27 protein-coding genes and 1 tRNA gene are annotated in these 23,569 nt (G+C 68.0%); 21 read left to right on the forward strand and 7 right to left on the reverse strand.

The features are described 5' to 3' along the window. The 4 genes from ACRDPN_RS14395 to ACRDPN_RS14410 all read left to right on the forward strand — a co-directional run. On the forward strand, positions 1 to 267 hold a 267-nt coding region (locus ACRDPN_RS14395; protein WP_431449274.1), incomplete at its 5' end, for a hypothetical protein. 161 nt (positions 268 to 428) lie between these two features. Further along, positions 429 to 1,487, forward strand: coding sequence for an NAD(P)-dependent alcohol dehydrogenase (locus tag ACRDPN_RS14400; protein ID WP_431449276.1), 1,059 nt, complete (start codon positions 429 to 431; stop codon positions 1,485 to 1,487). Next, the gene (locus ACRDPN_RS14405) at positions 1,484 to 2,122 is read left to right on the forward strand and encodes a DUF4386 domain-containing protein (protein WP_431449278.1); all 639 of its coding nucleotides are present in this window, start codon (positions 1,484 to 1,486) and stop codon (positions 2,120 to 2,122) included. Before ACRDPN_RS14400 ends, ACRDPN_RS14405 begins: the two co-directional genes overlap by 4 nt. Next, positions 2,119 to 2,985, forward strand: coding sequence for an SDR family oxidoreductase (locus tag ACRDPN_RS14410; RefSeq protein WP_431449280.1), 867 nt, complete (start codon positions 2,119 to 2,121; stop codon positions 2,983 to 2,985). Before ACRDPN_RS14405 ends, ACRDPN_RS14410 begins: the two co-directional genes overlap by 4 nt. Before the next feature lie 39 nt (positions 2,986 to 3,024). Here ACRDPN_RS14410 and ACRDPN_RS14415 read toward each other — a convergent pair. Next, positions 3,025 to 3,097: transfer RNA gene (locus ACRDPN_RS14415), tRNA-Arg, on the reverse strand. A gap of 67 nt (positions 3,098 to 3,164) precedes the next feature. On the opposite strand from ACRDPN_RS14415, the gene ACRDPN_RS14420 reads away from it, so the two are divergent. From ACRDPN_RS14420 to ACRDPN_RS14430, 3 genes are read left to right on the forward strand one after another with little or no spacing between them, the layout of a single operon-like run. Further along, a complete protein-coding gene (locus tag ACRDPN_RS14420) occupies positions 3,165 to 4,088 on the forward strand; it encodes an alpha/beta hydrolase family esterase (RefSeq protein WP_431449282.1) in 924 nt (307 codons plus the stop codon). A gap of 58 nt (positions 4,089 to 4,146) precedes the next feature. Continuing rightward, a complete protein-coding gene (locus tag ACRDPN_RS14425) occupies positions 4,147 to 5,043 on the forward strand; it encodes an NAD-dependent epimerase/dehydratase family protein (RefSeq protein WP_431449284.1) in 897 nt (298 codons plus the stop codon). After that, on the forward strand, positions 5,033 to 5,197 hold the full coding sequence (locus ACRDPN_RS14430) for a hypothetical protein (RefSeq protein ID WP_431449286.1): 165 nt from the start codon (positions 5,033 to 5,035) through the stop codon (positions 5,195 to 5,197). Before ACRDPN_RS14425 ends, ACRDPN_RS14430 begins: the two co-directional genes overlap by 11 nt. Here ACRDPN_RS14430 and mscL read toward each other — a convergent pair. The 4 genes from mscL to ACRDPN_RS14450 all read right to left on the reverse strand — a co-directional run bounded on the left by mscL (position 5,194) and on the right by ACRDPN_RS14450 (position 7,039). Next, the gene (gene mscL, locus ACRDPN_RS14435; RefSeq protein WP_431449288.1) at positions 5,194 to 5,604 is read right to left on the reverse strand and encodes a large conductance mechanosensitive channel protein MscL; all 411 of its coding nucleotides are present in this window, start codon (positions 5,602 to 5,604) and stop codon (positions 5,194 to 5,196) included. The genes ACRDPN_RS14430 and mscL overlap by 4 nt on opposite strands. Before the next feature lie 61 nt (positions 5,605 to 5,665). Continuing rightward, positions 5,666 to 6,265, reverse strand: a complete 600-nt coding sequence (locus ACRDPN_RS14440) for an SAF domain-containing protein (protein WP_431449290.1) — start codon at positions 6,263 to 6,265, stop codon at positions 5,666 to 5,668. Between the two features lie 52 nt (positions 6,266 to 6,317). Continuing rightward, complete coding sequence (locus ACRDPN_RS14445; protein WP_431449292.1) at positions 6,318 to 6,722, reverse strand: MmcQ/YjbR family DNA-binding protein; 405 nt, start codon at positions 6,720 to 6,722, stop codon at positions 6,318 to 6,320. Then, positions 6,719 to 7,039: an FmdB family zinc ribbon protein gene (locus ACRDPN_RS14450; RefSeq protein ID WP_431449294.1), complete on the reverse strand. Its 321-nt coding sequence runs from the start codon at positions 7,037 to 7,039 to the stop codon at positions 6,719 to 6,721. Before ACRDPN_RS14450 ends, ACRDPN_RS14445 begins: the two co-directional genes overlap by 4 nt. Before the next feature lie 84 nt (positions 7,040 to 7,123). On the opposite strand from ACRDPN_RS14450, the gene ACRDPN_RS14455 reads away from it, so the two are divergent. From ACRDPN_RS14455 to ACRDPN_RS14470, 4 genes are all read left to right on the forward strand, one after another. Next, positions 7,124 to 8,488, forward strand: a complete 1,365-nt coding sequence (locus ACRDPN_RS14455) for a hemolysin family protein (protein ID WP_431449296.1) — start codon at positions 7,124 to 7,126, stop codon at positions 8,486 to 8,488. Further along, a complete protein-coding gene (locus tag ACRDPN_RS14460) occupies positions 8,485 to 9,522 on the forward strand; it encodes a hemolysin family protein (RefSeq protein ID WP_431449298.1) in 1,038 nt (345 codons plus the stop codon). The genes ACRDPN_RS14455 and ACRDPN_RS14460 overlap by 4 nt, the downstream gene beginning before the upstream one ends. Before the next feature lie 186 nt (positions 9,523 to 9,708). After that, the gene (locus tag ACRDPN_RS14465; RefSeq protein WP_431449300.1) at positions 9,709 to 12,183 is read left to right on the forward strand and encodes a penicillin acylase family protein; all 2,475 of its coding nucleotides are present in this window, start codon (positions 9,709 to 9,711) and stop codon (positions 12,181 to 12,183) included. 122 nt (positions 12,184 to 12,305) lie between these two features. Next, entirely contained in the window at positions 12,306 to 13,556 is a 1,251-nt protein-coding gene (locus ACRDPN_RS14470; RefSeq protein WP_431449302.1) for an NlpC/P60 family protein, read from the forward strand. Between the two features lie 17 nt (positions 13,557 to 13,573). On the opposite strand, the gene ACRDPN_RS14475 is transcribed toward ACRDPN_RS14470, so the two are convergent. Further along, positions 13,574 to 14,155 carry a 5-formyltetrahydrofolate cyclo-ligase gene (locus tag ACRDPN_RS14475; RefSeq protein WP_431449304.1) on the reverse strand — a complete coding sequence of 194 codons (582 nt, stop codon included), beginning with the start codon at positions 14,153 to 14,155 and terminating at the stop codon, positions 13,574 to 13,576. 17 nt (positions 14,156 to 14,172) lie between these two features. Here ACRDPN_RS14475 and ACRDPN_RS14480 point away from each other — a divergent pair, with 17 nt between their 5' ends. The 6 genes from ACRDPN_RS14480 to sepX all read left to right on the forward strand — a co-directional run bounded on the left by ACRDPN_RS14480 (position 14,173) and on the right by sepX (position 19,492). After that, the gene (locus ACRDPN_RS14480) at positions 14,173 to 15,543 is read left to right on the forward strand and encodes a UTP--glucose-1-phosphate uridylyltransferase (protein ID WP_431449306.1); all 1,371 of its coding nucleotides are present in this window, start codon (positions 14,173 to 14,175) and stop codon (positions 15,541 to 15,543) included. 5 nt (positions 15,544 to 15,548) lie between these two features. Further along, complete coding sequence (gene glp / locus ACRDPN_RS14485; protein WP_431449308.1) at positions 15,549 to 16,985, forward strand: molybdotransferase-like divisome protein Glp; 1,437 nt, start codon at positions 15,549 to 15,551, stop codon at positions 16,983 to 16,985. Between the two features lie 44 nt (positions 16,986 to 17,029). Beyond that, on the forward strand, positions 17,030 to 17,458 hold the full coding sequence (gene moaC / locus ACRDPN_RS14490) for a cyclic pyranopterin monophosphate synthase MoaC (RefSeq protein ID WP_431449324.1): 429 nt from the start codon (positions 17,030 to 17,032) through the stop codon (positions 17,456 to 17,458). Beyond that, a complete protein-coding gene (locus tag ACRDPN_RS14495; RefSeq protein ID WP_431449310.1) occupies positions 17,455 to 17,940 on the forward strand; it encodes a MogA/MoaB family molybdenum cofactor biosynthesis protein in 486 nt (161 codons plus the stop codon). The genes moaC and ACRDPN_RS14495 overlap by 4 nt, the downstream gene beginning before the upstream one ends. Then, positions 17,937 to 18,533, forward strand: a complete 597-nt coding sequence (locus ACRDPN_RS14500; RefSeq protein WP_431449326.1) for a GNAT family N-acetyltransferase — start codon at positions 17,937 to 17,939, stop codon at positions 18,531 to 18,533. Before ACRDPN_RS14495 ends, ACRDPN_RS14500 begins: the two co-directional genes overlap by 4 nt. Positions 18,534 to 18,616: 83 nt before the next feature. Further along, on the forward strand, positions 18,617 to 19,492 hold the full coding sequence (gene sepX / locus ACRDPN_RS14505) for a divisome protein SepX/GlpR (RefSeq protein ID WP_431449312.1): 876 nt from the start codon (positions 18,617 to 18,619) through the stop codon (positions 19,490 to 19,492). 9 nt (positions 19,493 to 19,501) lie between these two features. Here sepX and ACRDPN_RS14510 read toward each other — a convergent pair whose 3' ends face one another. Then, entirely contained in the window at positions 19,502 to 20,143 is a 642-nt protein-coding gene (locus ACRDPN_RS14510; protein ID WP_431449314.1) for a GntR family transcriptional regulator, read from the reverse strand. A 65-nt stretch (positions 20,144 to 20,208) separates the two neighbouring features. Between ACRDPN_RS14510 and ACRDPN_RS14515 the strand changes: the two genes are divergently transcribed. Genes ACRDPN_RS14515 through ACRDPN_RS14530 form a run of 4 tightly spaced genes read left to right on the forward strand, consistent with a single transcriptional unit; the run spans position 20,209 to position 23,566 of the window. Beyond that, positions 20,209 to 21,219, forward strand: coding sequence for an ABC transporter substrate-binding protein (locus tag ACRDPN_RS14515; RefSeq protein ID WP_431449316.1), 1,011 nt, complete (start codon positions 20,209 to 20,211; stop codon positions 21,217 to 21,219). A gap of 3 nt (positions 21,220 to 21,222) precedes the next feature. Further along, positions 21,223 to 22,008: an ABC transporter permease gene (locus ACRDPN_RS14520; protein WP_431449318.1), complete on the forward strand. Its 786-nt coding sequence runs from the start codon at positions 21,223 to 21,225 to the stop codon at positions 22,006 to 22,008. Continuing rightward, positions 22,005 to 22,814 (forward strand): ABC transporter ATP-binding protein, encoded by an 810-nt coding sequence (locus ACRDPN_RS14525; protein WP_431449320.1) that lies wholly within the window; start codon positions 22,005 to 22,007, stop codon positions 22,812 to 22,814. The genes ACRDPN_RS14520 and ACRDPN_RS14525 overlap by 4 nt, the downstream gene beginning before the upstream one ends. Next, positions 22,814 to 23,566 (forward strand): ABC transporter permease, encoded by a 753-nt coding sequence (locus tag ACRDPN_RS14530; protein ID WP_431449322.1) that lies wholly within the window; start codon positions 22,814 to 22,816, stop codon positions 23,564 to 23,566. Before ACRDPN_RS14525 ends, ACRDPN_RS14530 begins: the two co-directional genes overlap by 1 nt. Positions 23,567 to 23,569 lie beyond the last annotated feature (3 nt).

The raw sequence follows: 23,569 nt of genomic DNA on the forward strand, positions 1-23,569 counted from the left end.
GCCATCAACCACGACGTCGAGGACTACCAGACCTGGAAGAACGTCTTCGACAGCTTCCCGCCCGCCAAGGGCGGCGCCCGCTTCCACCGCCTCAACCGGAACATCGAGAACGACAACAACATCACCATCGTTGCGGGCTTCGACACGGCTGAAGCCGCCCTGCAGTTCCGCGACAACCCCGAGCTCAGGGAGGCCATGGGCTCGGCCGGCGTCCAGGGTGCACCGCGCTTCGAGATCTTCGAGGAGGTCGAGTCGGTCCAGTACTGACCCAGCGCGAGTGAGCGAAACCGCAGGTCACCCTCGGGCGACCTGCGGTTTCGCTGGGTGTAGATCCGGGAGTTGCATTCGGAAACACCGGACAGAACCCTCCGGCAGGAGGAGAGTGAACTTCTATCAAAGGGCGACGTGAAATGGATTCGCAAAGCGACATGACGAAAAGAATCAGAGTCACCCCAGAGCACCGCAAGACCGCGTCGCTCACAGCCTCGGGCATCACGATGGAGGCCATCGTCCAGGACGCGTACGGCGCCGTCGACGTCCTCAATCGCACCCGCATCGACCGCCCCGAGATCGCCGACGACGAGGTACTCGTCCGCGTTCACGCGGCCGGTCTCGACCGGGGTACCTGGCACATGATGGCTGGCCGCCCGTACCTTCTTCGCGTCATCGGGTTCGGTTTCCGTAGGCCGAAGAATCGTGTTCCGGGGATCGACGTCGCCGGCACTGTTGTCGCCGTCGGCTCTGCGGTCACCCGGTTCGCCGTCGGTGACGAGGTGTACGGGAACGCCAAGGGGTCCTTCGCTGAGTATGCCGCGGCCTTGGAGGAGAAGCTCGCCGTCAAGCCGGCGACCCTCACGTTCGAGCAGGCCGCGGTCGTCCCGGTGTCGGCGAGCACAGCCCTGCAGGCGCTCGACGCCGGCAAGGTCGAGGCTCGGCAGAAGGTGTTGGTGCTTGGTGCGTCCGGGGGAGTCGGCACCTACGCCGTGCAGCTGGCCAAGGCCTTGGGAGCGGAAGTCACCGGTGTGAGCAGCACCGCGAAGCTCGACCTGGTGCGGTCGCTCGGTGCCGACCATGTCCTCGACTACACGCGGGACGACTTCGCCGATGGCGAGCACCAGTACGACCTGATCCTCGACATCGGCGGCAACCCCTCGTTGTCTCGGCTGCGCCGCGCCCTCACGCCCACCGGGACGGCCGTCCTCGTCGGCGGGGAGGAAGGCGGCAATGTCACGGGCGGCTTCGGCCGGAGCCTGCGGGCGCCGCTGGTGTCCATGTTCGTGCGTCAACGGCTGGCCATGCTGGCGTCCAAGGAGCACGGCTCCTTCTTCGAACGGCTCACCCCACTCATCGAGGCGGGCCAGGTGGTGCCGTGCATCGACAAGACCTACCCGCTCGACGAGGTCCCCGACGCCATGCGTCATCTCATCGCCGGCCACGTGCGCGGCAAGGTCGCCATCACCATCCCTACTGAAGAAGGACGCTCATGAGCACACAGACCACGACCCCTGCTCAATCGCCGGGAAGTGCCAGGTCGCGACGGAAGATCGCGGTCACCGTGGGCATCCTGTTCATCGTCCAGATGGTCACGGCGATGATCGGGACGTCACTCATCCAGTCCTTTGTGGACGGTGACACCGACAGAGCACCAATGACAGTCGGCGTGCTGCTCATGATGTGTTCCGGCATCGCTGTCGTCGGCATCGGCCTTCTGATGTACCAGGTCTTGAAGACCGTCAATCAGAGACTGGCCTTCTGGTATCCGGTACTCAGAATCGTCGAGTTCACCGTCTCCACTGCATGCGGCGTCTATCTCCTGATCCAGCTGCAGGTTGTCCCGAACCACCTGCTGTGGGTCTACATTCCGACCGGCATCGGCGGCCTGATTCTGACCTATTTGCTCTTCGTCTCACGGCTGGTTCCCCGATCCATCGCCGTACTAGGCCTGGTGGGATATGCCGCGCTCTCCTTGGGAGTGGTGCTTGACCTCCTGGGCGTTCTCGACATGAACGAGGGACCTGGAATGGTTCTCCTGATTCCGGGCGGACTGTTCGAGTTCGTGTTCATGCCGATCTGGTTGATCGCCAAGGGATTTGGACCACCGTCGACCGTCAAGCGTTCGTGAATCAGGCGGGCGGGCCGATGGCCGGCCGGACGGTGGTCGTCACCGGTGCCACAGGTGGCATCGGCAAGGCGACCGCACTCGGCCTGGCCGCGATGGGCGCTCGCGTCGCGATCACCGGGCGAGACGCCGCGCGCGCCGGAGCTGCAGCGGGCGAGATCAGAGCCGCTGGCGGTCAGGTGGACGTGTTCGTGGCCGACCTGTCCTCCCAAGCAGAGGTGCGGCGGCTGGCCGAGGAGCTGCTCCGGGAGCTCCCGCGGATCGAGGTGCTGGTCAACAATGTCGGGGGCTACTGGGACACGAGACACGTCACTGCAGATGGGCTCGAGCGCACCTTCGCCGTCAACCATCTCGCGCCGTTCCTGCTCACCAACCTGTTGCTCGAACGGTTGAAGCAGAGCGGCCCGGCGCGGGTGGTCACGGTCGCGTCCAACGCGCAGTCGATGGGGCGCATCGAGTTCGACGACCTCCAGGACGAGCGGTCCTACTCCGGCTCGCGGGCCTACAACCAGTCCAAGCTCGCGAACGTCATGTTCACGTACGAACTGGCCAGACGGCTGCGGTCCACGTCCGTCACGGCGAACGCCTTGCATCCCGGCATGGTGAGCACGGCGTTCGGTGCCGAGGATCCGAGCGTCATCCAGCGACTCGTCGTGCCGTTCATGCGGCCGTTCATGAAGGCGCCTGACCAGGGTGCCGTCACCTCGATCCACGTGGCGTCGGCTCCCGACCTCGAGCGGGTGAGCGGCCTCTTCTTCACCAAGAGCAAGCCCATGTCGTCGTCCGCGCAGAGCTACGACGAGACCGCGGCCGCGCGGCTCTGGCGGGTCAGCGCCGACCTGGTCGGCCTGGGTGCTGCTGCCTGAGATGGTCGAAGCTGCCTTCTGACCTGCGGTTTTGCTGGGTGCCCCCGGCAGGATTCGAACCTGCGGCACTCGGTTTAGGAAACCGATGCTCTATCCCCTGAGCTACGGGGGCTCGCCGCGAGAATACAGGTCTGCGCGGGGCGCGGACGCGATCCGCCAGGCGCTCTACGCTCGATCGCGTGACCAGTCGTCGTTCTCTCGTGATCGCCACCTTCGCGGTGGCGGTGGTCACGACTCTGGTCGGATGCGGCCCGGGGTCGCCGCCCGACGCGCCATCTGGTGAGCCGTGCTCGCCGGCGCAGCCGCCGGACGAGGGAACCACGGAGCATCAGATCACGTCTGAGGGAACCGAACGGAGCTATGTCCTGCACGTCCCGCCCGACTACGACGGCCGTACCCGCCTGCCGGTGATCTTCCTCTTCCACGGCGTCGGCGATGAGCCTCGCAACCTGCTGGAAGCCATCGGAATGGATGAGCTCGCCGACGACGAGGAAGTCATCGTCGTGGCGCCCGAGGGTTCGGGAGTCGTCCCAGCGTGGACCTTTCGAGCCACGTCGGACGACCCGCCGTCCGACGTGACCTACGTCCATGAGCTGCTTGACCGGGTGAAGGACACGATCTGCGTCGACGATCGGCGGGTCTATGCCGCCGGCTTCTCGAACGGATCGACACTCACCCTGGCGCTGGCGTGCGAGGACTCCCGCGACTTTGCCGCCTTCGGCGCGGTCTCGGGTCAGTACTACGACCCTCGCTGCGACTCCGCGCCGCCGCGCCCGATCATCTACTTCCACGGGGCAGACGACCCCGTCATCCCGTACTCGGGAGCGGAGACGATCATCGGCGAGCTGCCGGGCGTCACCGAGGCGCTCACCGACTGGGCCGAGCACAACCGGTGTGATCCTTTGCCGAGCACGTCACAGGTGTCGCCGCAGGTCACGCTGTCGCAGTGGGAAGGGTGCGCCGCCGGCAGCGAGGTGTCGGCCTATCTCGTGGCCGGCGAAACCCACGCCTGGCCGGGTGCAGCCGGCTGGTCCAATTCGAACGAAATCCGGGCCACCGAGCTCATGTGGAGGTTCTTTTCGGAGCACGCGTTGTTACCCTGATCACATTCCGGGGGGCTACACCTCGCTGCCCGGAGCCGCCATCACATCGGAGTGACACGTGAAGGTTCTCCTGACCGGAGGCAGCGGAGTCATGGGTCGATCGACCATTCCTGCCCTCCTCGACGCCGGACACACGGTCGTCGCACTCGCCCGTTCATCCAAGGCAGCGAAGGCTGTCGCCCAACGCGGTGCGGAGCCCGTCGTTGCCGACCTGTTCGACCAGCAGGCCCTCGCGACCGCGATGCGCGGCTGTGACGCCGTCGTCAACTACGCCACCCGGGTCCCGGTCGGATTCACCATGCTGCTTCCCGGCGCCTGGCGCTCCAACGACCGTCTCCGGAGTCACGGCACCGCTGTCGTCGCCGCCGCAGCCCGGGAGGCCGGGGTCGGACGTCTCGTGCAGCAGAGCCTGAGCTTCGTCTACGCCGACCACGGCGACGACTGGGTCGACGAGCACAGCGACATCGAGCTCACCCGGGCCACGGAGCACATCGTCGTGGCCGAGGGCGAGATCGACGAGTTCACGCGGTCGGGCGGCGAGGGAGTCTCGTTGCGGTACGGGCAGATCGCCGGGCTCGACGGCAACTCGGCGTGGCTGCTGCGGCGCGCCCGGGCCGGCCGTCGGATCGGCATCGGCGACCCGGACTCTTGGGCCCATGTCGTTCACATCGAGGACGTCGGCCCGGCCACCGTCGCCGCCCTCACGGTTCCGGCCGGCGCCTACAACGTCGGCGCCGAGCCGGTGAAGCGACGCGACATGGCCGACACGTTCGCTCTCGCGGCCGGGCGCAAGGAGGGACGCTTCTTCTCGATGGTGACGGTGCGACTCGGTGGCCAGCGACTCGAGATGATCTCTCGTTCGCAGCGCGTCAGCTCGCAGCGATTCTGTGATCGCACCGGCTGGCACCCGCAGTATCCGAAGCTGACGCCGGACTGGTTCGACGGTGTCCTCTGACGAGGAGGCCCTGAAGAAGCGCCGTCGCGAACGGCTGCTCGGCGACCTGCTACCCGACACCACCGACGACGAGACCGACGAGGGCTGGAGCGAACCGGTGGACGACACGCGCGACGACGAGCTGCGTCGCGACGTGCCGCCCCACCACGGTTAGAGGTGCTCGCCGCCGCTCGACGGGCGAGTCTGATTCAGCAGTGCGTCGCGGATCTCGCGTAGGACGGCGAGGTCCTCCGGAACGGCTTCGGCCTCGGGCTCGGTCTTGCGCCGTTCCTGAAGCTTCTGCACGGGAACCACGACGGCGAAGTAGATCACCGCCATCGTCACGACGAAGACGATCAGCGCGTTGATGAGCCCACCGATGTCGACGAGGGTCTTGCTGCTGTCAGTGATCTGGAAGCCGAGGCCCTTCTCGCTGGAGCCACCGACGGAGGCCACCAGCGGGTTGATGAAGTAGGTGCCGAACGCGGCGACGAGTGAGGTGAACGCGACGCCGATGGCGATGCCGACAGCCAGGTCGACGACGTTCCCGCGCATGATGAACTCTTTGAATCCCTTGATCATTGGTGGCCCCTCTGAGAGATGAACGATCACGGGGAACGTATCCAGAAAGAGCGGTCTCCGTCTACGCCCGGGACGCCAGCACACTCAGCCGCGCGTCGAGCGCACGCTCGGCCAGCCGGAGCGCTTCATCTTCGCTCGTCGCCACGCCGACCGGAACGCCGCCGGACTCGTGGTCGGTGCTCGGCAGGGTGACGATCTCGACGCCGCGTGCCACCACCTCGGCCCTCTCGCCGCCGTCCGGCGCGACGGCCACGACGTCGACACGATCGCCCACCCGCAGGCTCGCGAGCGCGTCGGCGTCCGCGAGCCGCACGGTGGCCAGCACCGTTCCGGAGGGGAAGCCGCTCATGCGGTCTGCACGGACGACCCGACGATCCGTGACCACCTCGCCCCGCCGCATCGGACCCGCGACCGTGCGACCGATCACGTCGTCGACGCGGCTGGTGCTGTGCGCCGGCGCAACGGCCTCCGGAAGCCGGGCTCGACGCACGTCGGCGGCGGCCAGCTTCGTGCCACTGGCGAGATCGTGGGCCGCGACGACCACCGTGTGCCCGGGTGGCTCAGCGCGAAGCGCACCCAGCGCGAGCAACACGGCCAGGCCGGCGAGCAGGGCGGCGAGCGGTCGGCGATGGCGCAGCACGAAGCGCGAGATTCTTTCCACGCCCGGAGGCTAGGACGCGATGGCGAGTCCTCGCCCCGACACGTCCACAGCGTCAGGAGAGCTCGCGCTCGGCCAGCCAGGCCGCGGCGGCACGTTTGCCGGCGCGTGACAGCCACGCGTCGTAGACGATCTCGGCGAGCTCGTCTCGCTGGAGCTCGCCGATCCGGCTACCTCGAAGCAGCACCGAGAGGTGCCCGTCGAAGTGTGGGGTGGTGAAGAACGGCGTGGACTCGTCGAGCACCAGCGCCTGCTTGTCCTCCTCCGAGGCGACCCAGAAGACGATCACGTCGTCGTAGCGCTCACCGGTGTCGGGGTCGACGGCATCGGGTCGTGGATTGCGGAAGAAGACGAAGCTGCGCCGGCTGACCAGGTAGACCGTCGGTCCGGAGGTGTCCTTCGTCGCGCCGGGCATACCGGCAGCGAGCGCGTGAACGTCGTCGACGGTCGCCCGGGTCATCCGCCGGTGGGGGCAGGGGTACTCGTGGTCGACGAGCTGTCCGAGGACGAGCCGTTCTTCGACGACTCCTTCTTCGTCGTCGGCGACTCGCTCTTTGGCTTGGCGGAGCCGTTCGTCGCCGGCTCGCTGGACGTGGTCGTCGAGCGGCTGTCGTTGCGGTAGAAACCAGAGCCCTTGAAGACGACGCCGACGGCGGCGAACACCTTGCGGAGGCGCCCGTTGCAGTCGGGGCACACAGTCAGGGCGTCGTCCGAGAACGACTGAATGACCTCGAGTGCTTGACCGCACTCGGTGCACTGGTACTGGTAGGTGGGCACGACTTACTCCGCTCGTTCTGACAGCCGTCCCAAGGGTACAGTTGCGGTCATCGTGACCGATCCCGTCCCTGCCGGACCAGTCTCATGACCGAGTGGTTGCTGCTCTCGCTCTCCCTCTTCCTCATGCTCGCCTGCGGCGTCTTCGTGGCTGCGGAGTTCTCCTTCGTCACCGTCGATCGCGCGACGATCGAGCGCGACGCCGAAGCCGGCGACCAGGGGGCGATCGGCACACTCAAGGCCCTGCGAACGCTCTCCACCCAGCTCAGCGGCGCCCAGCTCGGCATTACCATCACCAACTTGGTCATCGGGTTCCTCGCCGAGCCGGCGCTCGGCACCATTCTGCGCGGACCACTTGACGATCTGGGGCTGGACGAGGGCGCGTCGCGCGCCACGGCGTACGCGATCGCGATCACCGCCAGCACCATCGTCACGATGCTCGTCGGCGAGCTCATCCCCAAGAACATCGCCCTGGCCCTGCCCCAGGCCACCGCGTCGATCACCCAGCTGCCGCAGCGCGCGTTCACCCGCGCGATGATCTGGCCGATCGGTGCGCTGAACGGCCTCGCGAACGCCATCTTGCGGTCGCTCGGTGTCGAGCCGCAGGAGGAGCTTCGTTCGGCCCGCTCGCCCCTCGAACTGCGCTCGCTGGTGCTGCGCTCGGCGGCTCACGGCGACATCGACGACGAGACGGCCGAGCTCGTGGCACGCAGCATCGCGTTCGGCGACCGCACAGCCGCCGACGTGCGAACGCCACGAGTCCATGTGCACTTCCTCGAGGGCCGCAACACGGCCGACGACGTCATCGAGGCGGCCCGGCAGACCGGTCACTCACGGTTCCCGGTGATCGGTCGCACGCCCGACGAAGTGCTGGGCATCGTGCACGTCAAGCAGGCCGTCGGCGTCGAGCCGGACCGGCGGCGGTCCGTGCGGCTGGCCGAGATCGCAGACCCCGCAACCACGGTGCCAGACAGCCTCGAGCTCGATCCCCTGCTCACCTTGCTGCGCGACCAGGGCATGCAGATGGCCGTGGTGGTGGACGAGTACGGGGGCACCGACGGCGTCGTCACCCTGGAGGACCTCGTCGAGGAGATCGTCGGTGACATCGCCGATGAGCACGACCGTCTGTCGGCGCGCAGTCGACACCGGCGCGACGGCGCCTGGTCACTCTCCGGTTTGCTGCGACCCGACGAGGTGGAGGAGCAGACCGAGATCGCGCTGCCGGAGAGCGAGGACTACGAGACGATCGCCGGGCTCATCAACGCCGAGCTCGGCCGGCTCGCGCACCGCGGAGACGTCGTCACCTTCGAGCTCGACCGCACACCCGACGACGACGAGGACGACCCGCCTCCCCTGGTGGTGCACCTCTCGGTGGAGCGCATGGACGGCCGACGCATCGACCGCGTCGTCATGACCGTCGACGCGACGCCGGCCGGGGGTGGGTCGTCGTGAGCAGCTGGTTCGGCATCCTCTTCACACTCGTGCTGCTGGCCCTCAACGCCCTGTTCGTCGCCGCCGAGTTCGCGCTCATCTCGGCGCGCCGCACCCAGCTCGAACCGGCGGCACAGGCCGGGTCACGCACCGCGCGTCTCGCGCTGCGCGCCGTCGAGAACGTCACGCTGGCCATGGCCGCTGCTCAGCTCGGCATCACCATCTGCTCGCTCGGCCTCGGCGCCGTCGGCGAACCGGTGATCGCCCACCTACTGGAGCCGGTGTTCGACGCACTCGCGGTGCCGGCCGGACTCGTGCACCCGATCTCGTTCGTCGTCGCCATGACGATCGTCGTGTTCGCCCACGTGGTGCTCGGGGAGATGGTGCCGAAGAACCTTGCGCTCGTCGGGCCCGACCGGGCTGCCTTGATCCTCGGTCCGTTCATGCTCGCCGTGATCGCCGTGCTCCGCCCGTTCGTCGTCGCCCTGAACGGCATCGCCAACATGGTGGTGCGCCTGATGCGCATCGAGCCCAAGGACGAGGTGTCCTCCTCGTTCACCCACGACGAGGTTGCCGTTCTCGTCGAGGAGTCACGGCGCGAAGGTCTGCTCGACGAGCACGAGTACGGTCTCGTTTCCGGTGCTCTCGACTTCAACGAGGGCACGGTCGATCAGGTGCTCCTGCCGCGACTCGGCCTGGTCACGATCGAGCCGAGCGCCACTCCGGTCGACGTCGAGCAGGCGTGCGCGGACACCGGCTTCTCGCGCTTCCCGGTCACCGACGCCACCGGCGACATCATCGGCTACCTGCACATCAAGGACGTCCTCGAGACCGATGACCAAGCCCGGAACCGGGCCGTCGCCGACAAATGGGTGCGTCCGCTGGCGACCGTCGCCCCCGGCTCCGGCCTGTACGACGCGCTGCGCACCATGCAGGCCCGCGGCTCGCACATGGCCCGAGTAGCCGACGAGGACGGCACGGTGCTCGGGGTCATCATGCTCGAGGACGTCCTGGAGGAGCTGGTGGGCGAGATCCGCGAGGCCGGCCGAACCTAGGGCGCGTCTCCCTATTCCGATCCGGGTTCGCGCGGCGTCGCATCTCGCCTGGCAGCGTTATCGTCGGTCGCCGCACAACACCGGTGCGCCTCCCTCCTCTGCCTTGCCAGCCGAGCGCGACACCACGCGCACCACGAACCGGAATAGGGAGACACACCCTGGCCCCACGCCATGCAGAATGGCCGGGTGCGGCGCATCGTGGTGACCCTGGCAGCTCTGGTCGCCGTGTTGCTCGTGGGGCTCTCCGTCTTCTCGTTCGTCACGGTGCGCAGGGCGTTTCCGGACACCACGGGCGAGGTCCGGCTCGATGAGCTGAACGGGGTCATCGAGGTCAAGCGCGACGGCCATGGCATCCCGCAGATCTACGCCGACGACTCGGCCGACCTGTTCTTCGCGCAGGGCTACGTGCAGGCACAGGACCGGTTCTACGAGATGGACTTCCGCCGACACGTGACGGCCGGACGCCTGTCAGAGCTCGTCGGCGAGAGCGGCCTCGAGACCGACGAGTTCGTCCGCACGCTGGGTTGGCGACGTGTCGCGGAACAGGAGTACGCGGAGCTCGACATGGAGACCCGCTCGTTGCTCCAGGCGTATGCGCGCGGGGTCAATGCGTACATCGACGGGAAGTCCGGCTCGCAGCTGTCGTTGGAGTACGCGGTGCTGTCGCTGACCGGCCCCGACTACCGCCCCGAGCCGTGGACGCCGGTCGACTCCGTCGCGTGGGTCAAGGCGATGGCGTGGGACCTGCGCAGCAACATGAACGACGAGATCGATCGGGTGATGGCCTCGCGCCAGATGTCGGTCGAGCAGGTCGAAGAGCTCTACCCCGACCCGCCCCGGACGCACGACCCGATCGTCACGAAACGCCGGCCCGACGTCCGGGGCCAGCTCGGGAAACGCCCGATCGAGCCGGCTGCCGAAGCATCCAGTGTGTCGCTGGCGAAGGCTCGCGACGCGGCCGAAGCCCTGCCGGCCCTTCTCGGCACCGGGGAGGGCATCGGCTCCAACTCCTGGGTCGTCGCCGGCCGGCGCTCCGCCACCGGCAAGCCGATCCTGGCCAACGACCCGCATCTCTCCCCGTCGATGCCCGGGATCTGGTACCAGGTCGGTCTGCACTGCCGAGAGATCACCGAGGTCTGCCCATACGACGTGTCGGGGTTCTCGTTCTCCGGAATGCCCGGCGTCGTCGTCGGACATAACCGGCGCATCGCCTGGGGCGTCAGCACGATGTATGCCGACGTCACCGACCTGTACGTGGAGCGCGTCACGGGCGAGACCTACGAGTACAAGGGCAAGCAGGTGCCGCTGCGGACGCGGCGCGAGCGGATCAAGGTCGCCGACGGCGAGACCCGCACCATCATCGTGCGATCGACCCGGCACGGTCCACTCCTGTCCGATGCCAGTGAGGAGGTCGCCGAGGTCGGTGACGAGACGACCGAGGTCGCGCTGCGATGGACGGCATCGAGACCACGCTCCACGATCTCGGCGATCTTCGCGCTCGACAAGGCGCAGAACTGGCCGGAGTTCCAGGCCGCGGCCCGGAAGTTCACGGTGCCGTCGCAGAACCTCCTCTACGCCGACGTCGACGGCAACATCGGCTACCAGGCGCCCGGCGACATCCCGATTCGCAGCCGCGGCGACGGGCGCTGGCCGGTACCCGGCTGGGACGGCAAGCACGAATGGACGGGGTACGTGCCGTTCCGCTCGCTCCCGAGCGAGCTGAACCCCGACGAAGGCTTCATCGTCACCGCGAACAACCAGGTCATCGGCGATCAGTACCCGTACCTGTTGGGTGCCGACACGGCCGTCGGGTACCGCTCCGAGCGGATCCGCGCGCTGCTCGCATCGAAGAAGAGCCTGTCCGTCCGCGACATGTCGCGGTTCCAGATGGACAGCCACAACCCCATCGCCAAAGGGCTGACCCGGTACCTGCTCGACGTCCCGCTCGAGACCCGATTCGCCCGGGAGGGCCAGGACACGCTACGCGCCTGGGACCGTCAGCAGACTCCCGACTCCAGAGGCGCCACCTATTTCAACGTGGTGTGGCGCAACATCCTGGAGCTGACGTTCCACGACGAGCTCCCGCGCGAGCAGTGGCCCGACGGCGGTGAGCGGTGGTTCAACGTCGTGCGCACCATCATCGACAATCCCACCAGTCACTGGTGGGACAACCTCGCGACTCCGACGGTCGTCGAGCGCCGCGACGACGTGCTCCGGGACGCGATGATCCGGGCTCGTGACGAGCTGACCATGGTCCGTTCGCGTGATCCGCGCGGATGGGAGTGGGGTCAGCTGCACCAGCTGACGCTGGTCAACCCGACGTTGGGAGATTCGGGCGTCGGGCTGGTCAACCGCGTGTTCAACCGTGGGCCGGTTCATGTCGGGGGAGGCGGCGGCCTCGTGAATGCGAACGCGTGGGACGCCGCGGAGGGGTACGAGGTCACCGCCGTGCCGTCGATGCGGATGGTCGTCGATCTCGCGAACCTCGACCGATCGAGGTGGATCCAGCTGTCCGGCAACTCGGGGCACGCGTACCACCCCAACTACGCGGACCAGCTGCCGCTGTGGGCCGAGGGTCGGACGCTCCCGTGGGTGTTCGGCGCAAAGGCCGTCGAGGGGTCCACCGAGAACACGCTGACCCTGCACCCCACGACTCAGTAGCGCTCGTCGGCGCGGCATTATCAGCATGTCGTGACCAATGTGAAGCACCGACACGCAAGTGGCGCATGGTTTTTCTGTGATTTTTGGTCCGCATGGGGCAGAACGTGACTACCTTGGTGGTCATGCGTGTCTTCCCCCTCGCGATCGGTGGGCTAGCGGTGTCTGTGCTGCTCTCGGTCGCGAGCACGCCCCAAGCCGAGGCTGACAACCCGTCTGTCGGCGAGCTGCAGGTCCGGCTCGTGCAGTCGCGGATGCACCTGAACGACCTGCTGGCCCGTTCGGCTGCCGCCGCCGAGCAGCTCAACGGCGCGCGGTTCGAGCTGGCCGAGGCCGAGGCCGACCTCCGGCGTCAGCGCGCAGCTGTCAAGCGGGCCGAAGCGCAGCTCGACGACCAGCGGGACGTCGTCGCGACCCTCACCGTCGAGCAGCTCCAGTCGGGCACCGCTACGTCCCGACTCACCACGATGCTGGAGAGCGACGGGCCGCAACAGCTCCTCGAGCGCGCCGGTGCCTACACGAGCACCAACGAGGCGATGAACGCCCGGGTCGACACGCTGACGGCGCGCGAGGTCGTCCACGACGCAGCCGTTCGACGGGCAGATGTTGCGCAGGAGGCCCGGCGCGCTGCCGTCGAGAAGCAGGCCGCGGCCGCCGCGGGCATCGAGCAGGCGATCAGCGCGGCAGAGGCCGCCGTCGACTCGACCGAGCGAGAGCGCAAGGCGCTGCTCGAACAGCTCGCTGCCGCGCAGGACGTCACCGTGACGGAGGCGACCAAGAAGCAGGACGAGATCGACGAGAAGATCGACCAGGGCGGTCCGTCGTCGCCGGTCGGCGGGCCTCCGCCGAACACGGAACAGCCCGAGACCGAGCCGACCGATCCGCCACCGACCGATCCGCCACCGACCGAGGCGAAACCGACCGAACCGAAGCCCACGCCCAAGCCCACGCCCAAGCCCAAACCCACGCCCAAGCCTGACCCAGGGCCGGCCATTTCGCCGTCGGCCTCGGGCAGCAAGGTCGAGAAGGCCATCGCCTTCGCCCGGGCGCAGCTCGGTGAGCCTTACAAGTGGGGCGGCGCGGGCCCCGGCTCATGGGACTGCTCGGGCCTCGTGATGAAGGCGTGGGGCGCTGCGGGCGTCGGTCTTCCGCACTCGGCCGCGGGCCAGTACTCCCGCACCCGGAAGGTCTCGGTCGGCAGCATCCGGCGGGGCGACCTCGTCTACTGGAGCAAGGGGGGCGCTGGGTCGATCTTCCATGTGGCGATGTACCTTGGCGGCGGCAAGATGATCCACGCGCCTCGACCGGGCCGGAAGGTGGAGATCGTCCCGATCACGTACTGGATCAAACCCAATCTCGCGTCCCGCCCGGGCTGACGACTTCTCGGGGGCCGTCACCCTGGCGGGACGCGGAACAACCCCACCTCGGTGACCGCCATCTGCACCGGAACGTCGTGCTCCTCGTGCGGAACCGATTCCATCAGCTCGTTCGAGTGGACCACCGCGCATATGGGAGCAGTGACGGACTTCAGCGCACGGTCGTAGTAGCCCGCGCCTCGACCGAGCCGATGTCCGGAGTGGTCGACCGCCAGGGCCGGCACGATCACCAGACCGGTGTCCTCGAGCGCGCCCGCGCCCAGGTGCGGCCCGCGGTGGGGCTCCGGGATGCCGATGGAGGAGAGGCGGAGCGGAGCGGCGGGGTCGAATGCGACCCACTCGAGCTGATGGTCCTTGGTGTGGGTGACCGGGACGATCACCTCGACGCCGCGTTGCAACAGGCCGGTGATGAGAGGCCCGGTGCCCGGCTCGGTACCCATCGAGAGGTGGCAGGCGACGCGGTCGACCTGGATGAACGGCTCGGCCAGCAGATGGGTGGCGATCGCGTCGGCGACCAGGAGACGCTGCTCCGGTCCCCGCTCCTGGCGGCTCCGGCGCACCTGCCCCCGCAGCTCGTCCTTGGTCACAGCATCACTCACGGGGGCGACGATAACCTGTGCCGGTGAGTGGACTCGCGCGAGCGCAGCAGAAAATGACCGAGGCCGGCGTGCCGCAGCGCGCGATCGACGTCTTCACGTCCTTCTACGCCCAGCTCGAGGGCGGAGCCACCGGGATGATCGCCGAGGCGGACGTCGAACCGCTGACCGATCTCGAGCGGGCGACCGACCTCGAGACCGACGAGGCCGGTTCCGAGGCGGTCGCGGCCACGGCGGTGATCAAGCTCAACGGCGGGCTGGGTACGTCGATGGGCATGGACAGGGCCAAGTCGTTGCTCCGGGTGCGCGGCGACCTCACCTTCCTCGACATCATCGTCGGTCAGGTGCAGCACGTGCGGCGCGTGCACGGTGTCCGGCTTCCCCTGCTGTTCATGAACAGCTTCCGCACCCACGACGACACCCGAGCCGCCCTCTCGCACCACGGTGACCTTGCGGTTGACGACGTCCCGCTCGACTTCCTGCAGAACCGTGAGCCCAAGCTGCTCGCCCACGACCTGACGCCGGTCGAGTGGCCCGACGACCCGTCGCTCGAGTGGTGCCCGCCCGGCCACGGCGACCTCTACACCGCGCTCGAGACGTCGGGGGTGCTCCGTGATCTGCTCGACGCCGGATTCAGGTACGCCGCCGTCTCCAACTCCGACAATCTCGGCGCCGCCCCTGACCCGGCGATGATGGCGTGGTTCGCGGCGTCCGGTGCGCCGTACGCCGCCGAGGTCTGCCGACGCACGCCGGCCGACGTCAAGGGTGGCCACCTGGTGGTGCGACGCGACGACGGTCGCCTGGTGCTGCGAGAGATCGCGCAGACTCCACCAGAGGATGTGGAGTCAGCGTCAGACCTGACCAGGCATCGATTTTTTCACACGAACAACCTCTGGTTCGACCTCGAGAAGCTGGCGCAGATGCTCGCCGATCGCTCCGGCGTCCTCGGGCTGCCGCTCATCCGCAACGAGAAGAACGTCGACCCTGCGGATCCCGCGTCACCGCGGGTCGTGCAGATCGAGTCCGCGATGGGAGCCGCCGTCGAGGTGTTCGACGGTGCCACGGCGATCGAGGTGGACCGCTCGCGGTTCCTGCCGGTCAAGACCACGAGAGATCTCCTGGTCCTGCGTTCTGACGTCTATGAGGTCGGCGACGACCTCAAGGTCCGCGCGCGGGCGCAGACTCCGCTCGTCGACCTCGACCGGCGCTTCTACTCGACGATCGCCGACTTCGACGCCCGGCTGCCCGACCCACCGTCGCTCGCCGAGGCCACGTCGCTGACGGTCGAGGGTGACTGGACGTTCGGTCGTGGGGTCGTCGTGACCGGTGAAGTTCGACTCGACGACGATGGCACGGCTCGCAGCATCCCCGAAGGCACACGGTTAGGCTGAGCCGCATGTCCTCGGAAACCCCGGACTCCGGGCCGGATCAGAGCATGCTTCCGCTCGGGCCGGACGAAACCGAGGAACCCACGCCCGAGGCGTCCACCGAGGCCGCGCCAGCACCCGACGACCCCGCCCGGGAAGCCCATTCGAGTGCGGCTCCCGCGGCTCCGGAACCTCCGCCACCCGGGCCACGCGTGCGTGCCCGCCCGGCCAGCATCAGCGACGACATGATCACCGTCGAGGACCACCTCGAGCGCATCCTGCGCGGCGTGGGTCCGCTCGAGGCCTACGACCAGCCGATCGTGGAGTCGCTCGGCCTGCCGTTGCACGAGAACTTCGTCGCCCCCATCGACCTGCCGCGGTTCGCCAACTCCGGCATGGACGGTTATGCGGTGCGAGCCGAGGACGTCAAGGAAGCCACACTCGAGACGCCGGTCACGCTGCCCGTGGTCGGCGAGATCCTGGCCGGGTCGGCCCGGCCGTTCGCGATCAGCGCCGGCACCGCCGTCAAGATCATGACCGGCGCGCCGATCCCGCGCGGCGCCGACAGCGTCGTCCCGTTCGAGCGCACCGACGGCGGCAACGCCCGGGTCAGCATCCAGGAGAGCCCGGCGGTCGGCGCTCACGTTCGCACGCAGGGGAGCGACGTCCAGGCCGGTGATCTCGTGCTGCCCGCCGGCACGGTTCTCGGGGCGCGCGAGATCGGTCTGCTGGCTGCCCTCGGAGCCCCCCGCGCCAAGGCGCGCCCACGCCCGCGCGTCGTCATCATCTCCACCGGCAGCGAGCTCCGCGAACCGGGCACCCACCTCGACTACGACTCCATCAACGACAGCAACAGCTACATGCTGGCCTCCGCCGTGCGCGAGGCAGGCGCGATCGCGTACCGCGTCGGCGCCGTCGACGACAACCCGCGCTCGTTCCGCAAGATGCTCTCCGATCAACTTGTCCGTGCCGACCTCGTCGTCACCAGCGGCGGCGTCAGCATGGGCGAGAAGGACGTCGTCAAGGAGACGTTGTCCGCGCTGGGCACCGTCTCGTTCGACAAGGTGGCCATGCAGCCGGGCAAGCCCCAGGGCTTCGGTCGCGTCTTCGACGAGCAGAAGCCGATCATCACCGTGCCGGGCAACCCGGTCTCGGCCTACGTCTCGTTCGAGGTGTTCGTGCTGCCGGCGATCCGACGTCTGATGGGCCGCACGCCGTACCGACGTCCGATGGTACACGCCGTGCTGGCGTCCGATCTGCAGTCGCGTACCGGCCTGCGTCAGTACGTCCGCGGCGTCTTCGAGGTCACCCACCGCGGCGCCAAGGTCACGCCGATCCAGGGGCACGGCTCGCACCTGATGGGCTCGCTGGCCAAGGCCAACGCGCTCATCGTGGTGGGCGAGGACGAGACGGCGCTCAACCTCGGCGACACCGTTCGCACCCTCGTTCTCGACAGGCCGTTCTAGTGAGTGATGAGCTCAGCCACCTCGACGAGTCCGGCGCCGCCCGCATGGTCGACGTCTCCGACAAGGCGATCACAGCCCGCTCGGCCACGGCGCGCGGCCGGGTCGAGGTCTCGGCCCGGGTCGTCGAGCTGTTGCGTGGCGAGGGTGTGCCGAAGGGCGACGCCCTCGCCGTCGCACGCGTGGCCGGCATCATGGCCGCAAAGCGCACGCCGGACCTCGTCCCGCTCTGCCACCCGTTGGCGATCAGCGGCGTTGACGTGGCCCTCGAGATCGCCGATGATGCCGTCGAGATCTCTGCAACCGTGCGGACCACCGACCGGACCGGCGTCGAGATGGAGGCGCTCACCTCGGTGACCGTGGCCGCGCTCACCGTCATCGACATGATCAAGGCGGTCGACAAGCACGCCCGCATCACCGACGTGGAGGTCATCGCCAAGTCGGGCGGACGCAGCGGCGACTGGAGACTGGAATGAGGGGTGCTGTTGTCGTGGCGTCCAACCGCGCGGCCGCTGGCGTCTACGACGACACGACCGGACCCCTGCTCGTCGAGGCGCTGTCTTCATGGGGCTTCGACACCGCAGCGCCGGTGGTGGTCCCCGATGGCGACCCGGTGCGCGAGGCCGTTCGGGCCGCCGTCGACGACGGCGCCGACGTGGTGCTCACCACCGGTGGCACCGGAATCAACCCCACGGACCGCACCCCAGAGGCCACCCGTCCCCTGCTCGACCGGGAGCTGCCCGGCGTGGCCGAGGCGATCCGCGCGCACGGCGTCTCCAAGGGTGTACCCACGGCGATGCTCTCGCGCGGACTGGCCGGCGTCTCCGGACGAGCCGTGGTCGTGAATCTGCCTGGCTCCAGCGGGGGAGTGAAGGACGCCATCGCCGTCCTGACCGACGTCGTGCCGCACGCCGTCGACCAGCTGCGGGGCGGCAACCACGAGCGGGGTCCGTCCTGACCCGGGGGTGGCCGGTCACGCTGCGGCACGGACGGGTCGCGGTCCGCCCGCTGCGTCGCCGCGACGCCCCGGCTTGGCAGCGGCTGCGCGCGGACAACGCCGCCTGGCTCGGTCCGTGGGAGGCGACGTTGCCTCCCGAGGCCGGCCATCCATCGATGTCCTACCGCGCCATGATCGGCTCGATGCGACGACGGGCGCGTGCCGGGCGCTCGATGCCCTTCGCCATCACCTGGGACGACACGATGGTGGGTCAGCTGACCGTCAACGGCATCACCTGGGGGTCGGCGCGGTGGGCGAGCCTCGGGTACTGGGTCGCGCAGAGTCACGCCGGTCGCGGCATCACCACCACGGCCGTGGCGCTCGTGTGCGACCACCTCCTCACCGAGGTGCAGCTGCACCGCGTCGAGATCGCCATCCGGCCGGAGAACACGGCCAGCCTGCGCGTGGTCGAGAAGCTCGGTTTCACCGAGATCGGCACCGCTCCGGGGTTCCTGCACATCGCCGGCGACTGGCGCGACCATCGCGTCTTCCAAGTGCTGGCCGGGCAGGTGGGCGACGGGCTCGTGTCCCGGTTGTCCACCACACAGGCCTGAACCACACCAGCCCCAGAAGGTTTCAGGCGACACACGGCGGCACGTGCCGAGAATCGGCTGGCGAGGGGCCTACGGTTTTCCACGTGGGCACCGGTCTGATCGTCGCGTTCGTCGTCGCCGTCTGGGCGGCGTACTTCGTGCCCCTCGTCCTGCGCCGCTACGACGAGGCGAGCACCTCGTCATCGCTGGAGACCCTGAGCCCGCTGAGCCGCGTCATCTCACGTCCAGCAGCCGAAGCCGATGAAGCAGAGGCCGAAAAACCGGAGCAGGCCAAGGCAGGTGAGCCGGTCGACGAGCCCACATCCGAGGCCCCACCTCGCCCACAGGTGACCCGGGCCGCAGCTCGAATCGCCGCCCGACGCCGCCGGCGCACCTTGCTTACGCTGCTCGCCGCCACCGCGATCGTCGGTGGCCTGGTCGGGTTCGTCATCGTGCCGGTGTGGTCGGTCGCCATCCCGGCGGGGCTCGTGATCGCCTGGCTCGTCGCCTGTCGTATTCAGGTTCGCCGGGAGCGTGGTGTCTATTCGTTTCGTCAATCGAGGACCAAGTCCAAGCGGAAGATGAAGGCCAAGGCAAAGGCGAACGCGAAGAGCAGGACGAAGGCGAAAGCGGATGCCGTTGACGACGAATCCACGGTGATCGTCTCCGGTCAGGCCGAGGACGTCGACCCGGCCCGCCGTCACGTCATGGAGTCCACACCGCTCGAGGTCGACGCCCTGGACGAGCAGCTCGTCATCGCGGCTCCGTCGGTCGCCACCTCCGGCGAGCTGGTCTGGGATCCGTTGCCCGTCACCCTGCCCACGTACGTCACGAAGCCACGTGCCGGGCGCACGGTTCGCACCATCGACTTCGCCCAGCCAGGTGCTTGGACGTCCGGCCACATCGAAGGCGAGGACGTCGAGCTTCCGTCTCCTGAGAAGGCGTCTGACGAGGCACCACGGAGGGCCGCCAACCAGTAGCGCGCCGGGTCAGACCTCGTCGACCAGCGTGCTGACCGAGTCCTGGACGGACCGCTTGTGCAGCAGCGCGTGCCGTGAAGCTTCGTCGCTGTCGTGGGCGCGAAGCGCGGCCATGATCCCCTCGTGCTCACGTTGGGAGGTGCGAAGCCGTTCGGGAACCCTCCGGAACACGCGCTGGAACCCGGAGTGGCGCTGCCAGATGTCCATGGTCAGCTCGCGCAACATGTCGTTGCCGCAGCTCGCGATGATCGTGCGGTGGAACTCCCGGTTGAGGTCCGAGAAGGCCGGCCCGTCCTGCGCCTCGACCGCCGCATCCATGTTGGCCATCAGCACGTCCAGCTCCGCGAGCTCGTCCTCGGTGATCCGGTCGGCGGCCAGGCCTGTCGCGACGCTCTCCAGGTGCGAGCGGATGAAGTAGGTCTCCTCGACCTCCTTGGCGGTCAGTGTGGTGACCCGGGCCCCGACGTACGGCGCGGTGTCGACCAGGCCGTCGCGCTCGAGCATGCGCAAGGCCTCGCGGACCGGGATGTCGCTGGCCTGGTAGTGGTTGCCCACGTCGCGCAACACCAGGCGGGTGCCGGGCTCGATGTCGTTGGACAGGATCCGTTCTCGCAGCGCGAGGTAGATCGACCGCGACTTCAGGTTGGCCATGGCGCGACGCCCCTTCTGCAGAACTACCCTGTCGGAATCCGACTATATCTGATATGTTCCGGCAGATGGGCATGAAGATGAAGTCGTTCGGGGCATTTGTTGCGGCAATGTCGCTGGTTCTGGCTGGCTGCGGTGGAGGTGGTTCAGAGGGCGGCGATGGCGACACGATCAAGGTCGCGCTGGGCGACATCGAGTCCGTCGAGACGCTCGCGCTGTTCTTGGCGCTGGAGCGGGTGCGCGAGCGCGGCACCAAGGTTGAGCTGATCGAGCTGGCCGACGAGGACCTCGCCAACCAGGCTGTCGTCGGTGGTCAGGCCGACGTCGGGCTCGGCGCCCCCTACGCCCTGATCCAGGGATCCAAGGCGCCGCTGCGCATCTTCTGCCAGCTGGCCGGAGCGCGCTTCTTCCCCGTCGTCGACAAGGCCGCCTACCCGGACTGGCAGGCCCTGGACGGTGAGACCTTCACGGTGCACTCGCGTGGCTCGACGACGGAGGCGCTCGCCGAGATCGTGCAGCAGGACGAGGGCATCGAGTTCGGCAAGGTCAGCTTCGTGCCGGGTGCGGAGGTGCGTGCGACTGCGCTCCTGCGCGGCAACGTCAAGGCAACGGTCCTCGACATCCCCAACAAGAACTATGTGATGGGCGAGGCGCCCGGTAAGTTCCACGTGCTGCCCACCCCCGAGACGAAAGCCAGCGACGAGGTGTTGTTCGGCAACACCGAGTGGCTGAAGTCGAACCCGGAGTCGGTGCAGGTCCTCCTCGAAGAGGTCCTCACCGTATGGCGCTCGATCAACGAGGACCCGAGCTACGTCCAGAAGGAGCGCGAGCGCCTCGGCCTGCTGAAGGACCTTCCAGCCGAGCTGGAGGAGGAGCTGCTCCCCTACTACGAGCAGGCCTCTGAAGAGGGCTTGTTCACCGACGACTGCGGCGGAGAGGCAGCCGCGCAGGACGACTTCGAGTACTACGGTGCCGCCGGGCAGCTCAAGGGCGAGCCGGCCGACCTGAAGGTCGAAGACTTCTGGACGCTCGACCCGATGAAGAAGGCCGTGGAGACCGTCGAAAGCGCGGGCAACTAGCGCGTGGCTTCAACTGTCGTAGCCCGGACGGGCGCGCTGAGCGTCCATCCGTGGGTGCTGCGGGGTGCCTCGATCCTGTTCGTGCTCGGGCTGTGGGAATGGGCAGGCAGGGTCCCTGTCAGCATCGCGTTCCCCACGTGCAGTGAGACCCTGGCTGCCTTCGGCTCGATGCTGGTCGACGGGACGTTCGCAGCGGCGTACGTAGAGACGGCCGGGCCGCTGATCGTCGGCGTGCTCCTCGCCGGGATCGGCGGCGTGGTCGCGGGCCTGGTGATGGGGCTGTCCCCGCGTGCCGAGTGGTTCGGGCTGCCGGTGTTCATCGTGCTGCAGGCGTCGCCCTCGGCCGCGATCGTGCCGCTGATCACGTTCGTCTACGGCATCGGCTTCGCCGCCAAAGTCTTCGCAGTGGTGCTGCTCAGCGCCCCCGTGATCGCGCTGAACTCCTACCGCGGCATCGCCAACACCCCTAAGTCCCTGCTGGAGATGAGCAACTCTTTCCTGGCCACGCGGCGGCAGCGCGTGCGGAAGGTCGTCGTCCCGGCCGGCAGCGGGCTGATCTTCGCCGGGCTGCGGCTCGGCCTCGCCCAGGGGTTCACCGGCGCGATCCTTGCCGAGCTGATCATCACCCCGACAGGCGTGGGAGATCTGATCACCTACTACCGCTCGGTCGCAGACTATCCTCGGATGTTCGCCTCCATCTTGTCGATCATCCTCGTCGCGAGCATCACTATCACGCTGCTGCAACGGGTCGAGCTGAAACTCTTCCGTCCTGAGATGAGGGCACTATGACCGAGAGCGCGAACACCACCTCCGAGCCCGGAACGGCGCCGCCCGACGGCACCCCCGCGGTCCGGGTCCGCGACCTCACGAAGGAGTTCGGCGAGGTCAAGGCACTGGGGGGCGTCAGCTTCGACATCCCGCGGGGCGAGCTGACCAGCATCATCGGACCGAGCGGGTGCGGCAAGACCACGACGCTGAAGATCATCGCGGGCCTCGTCGAGGCGACGTCTGGGCAGGTCGAGGTCGACGGCGTGCCGGTGACCAAGCCCGGGTCCGACCGGGCGTTCGTGTTCCAGGACTTCGCGCTGCTGCCTTGGGCAACGGTGCTCCGCAACGCGGCCTTCGGTCTGGAGATGCGCGGCGTCTCACGAGCGGAGCGGGAGCAGATCGCCCGGGAGTGCGTCGCCAAGGTGGGCCTGGCCGGCTCCGAGGACGCCTACCCGCACCAGCTCTCCGGTGGCATGCGGCAACGCGTCGGGCTCGCCCGCGCACTCGCGGTCGACGCGGACATCCTGTTGATGGACGAGCCGTTCGCATCGGTCGACGAGCAGATCCGTCGGAAGTTCCAGGAGGACCTGCTGCACCTGCTCAACGTCGAGAAGAAGACCGTGATCTTCGTGACGCACTCGATCGAAGAGGCGGTCTACGTCTCCGATCAGGTCGTGATCCTCACCCGGGGTCCCTCCCAGGTGTCGAAGGTCGTCCGTCCGGGAGTCGACCGCAGTGGCGGATCCGACGCGATTCGGCGTAGTCCTGCCTACCTCGACTGGGTCGAACAGATCTGGGCCGAGCTGCAGGACTACCTGGAGGAGTGATGGAGCTTCGTGGTCGCCGGATCCCGATGGCGTTCTCGCTGATCGTGTGGTTCGTGCTGTGGGAGGTCATCGGCCGGCTCGGGCTGGTGTCACTGATCCCGCCGTTCTCCGAATGCATCAAGGCGATGGCCGAGGTCGTATCCTCGGAGACGTTCATCGAGGCCGCATCCATCACACTGCAAGCCTTCCTGATCGGGATGGCGTTGTCCTTCGTCGTCGGCATCGGAGTCGGCATCTGGATGGGCACGAGCAAGACCGTCGGATCCGTGATGGGCATGTGGGTCAACATCTTCGAGAGCTCACCGCTCACCGCCGTCGTGCCCGCGCTGATGGCCCTGCTCGGCTTCGGCCTGCCGACCATGGTCGTGACGGTGTTCTTGTTCTCGGTCTGGGTGATCGCCCTGGACACCCAGGTCGGCGTCGAACGAGTCAACCCGTCCCTGGTGGAGATGGGCCGGTCCTTCGGCGCCACCAAGCGCGTTCTCTACCTGCAGATCGTGCTCAAGGCCGCGCTCCCCGAGATGCTCGCCGGCATCCGGCTGGGTCTGATCCGTGGCCTCAAGGGCGTGATCATCGGGCAGCTCCTGATCGCCGTTGTCGGGGTCGGCTACCTGTTCGAGCTCTACTCACGAAACTTCCTGATGCCCGAGTTCTGGGCGCTGCTGATCGTGCTGTTCGGATTCGCCTTCCTCGCCTCCGAGGCCGTCGCCCACTACGAACGAAAGGTGTCCTTCTATGCATCGAGTCGATGACAT

Source organism: Aeromicrobium sp., assembly GCF_050700635.1.
Taxonomy (GTDB): domain Bacteria; phylum Actinomycetota; class Actinomycetes; order Propionibacteriales; family Nocardioidaceae; genus Aeromicrobium.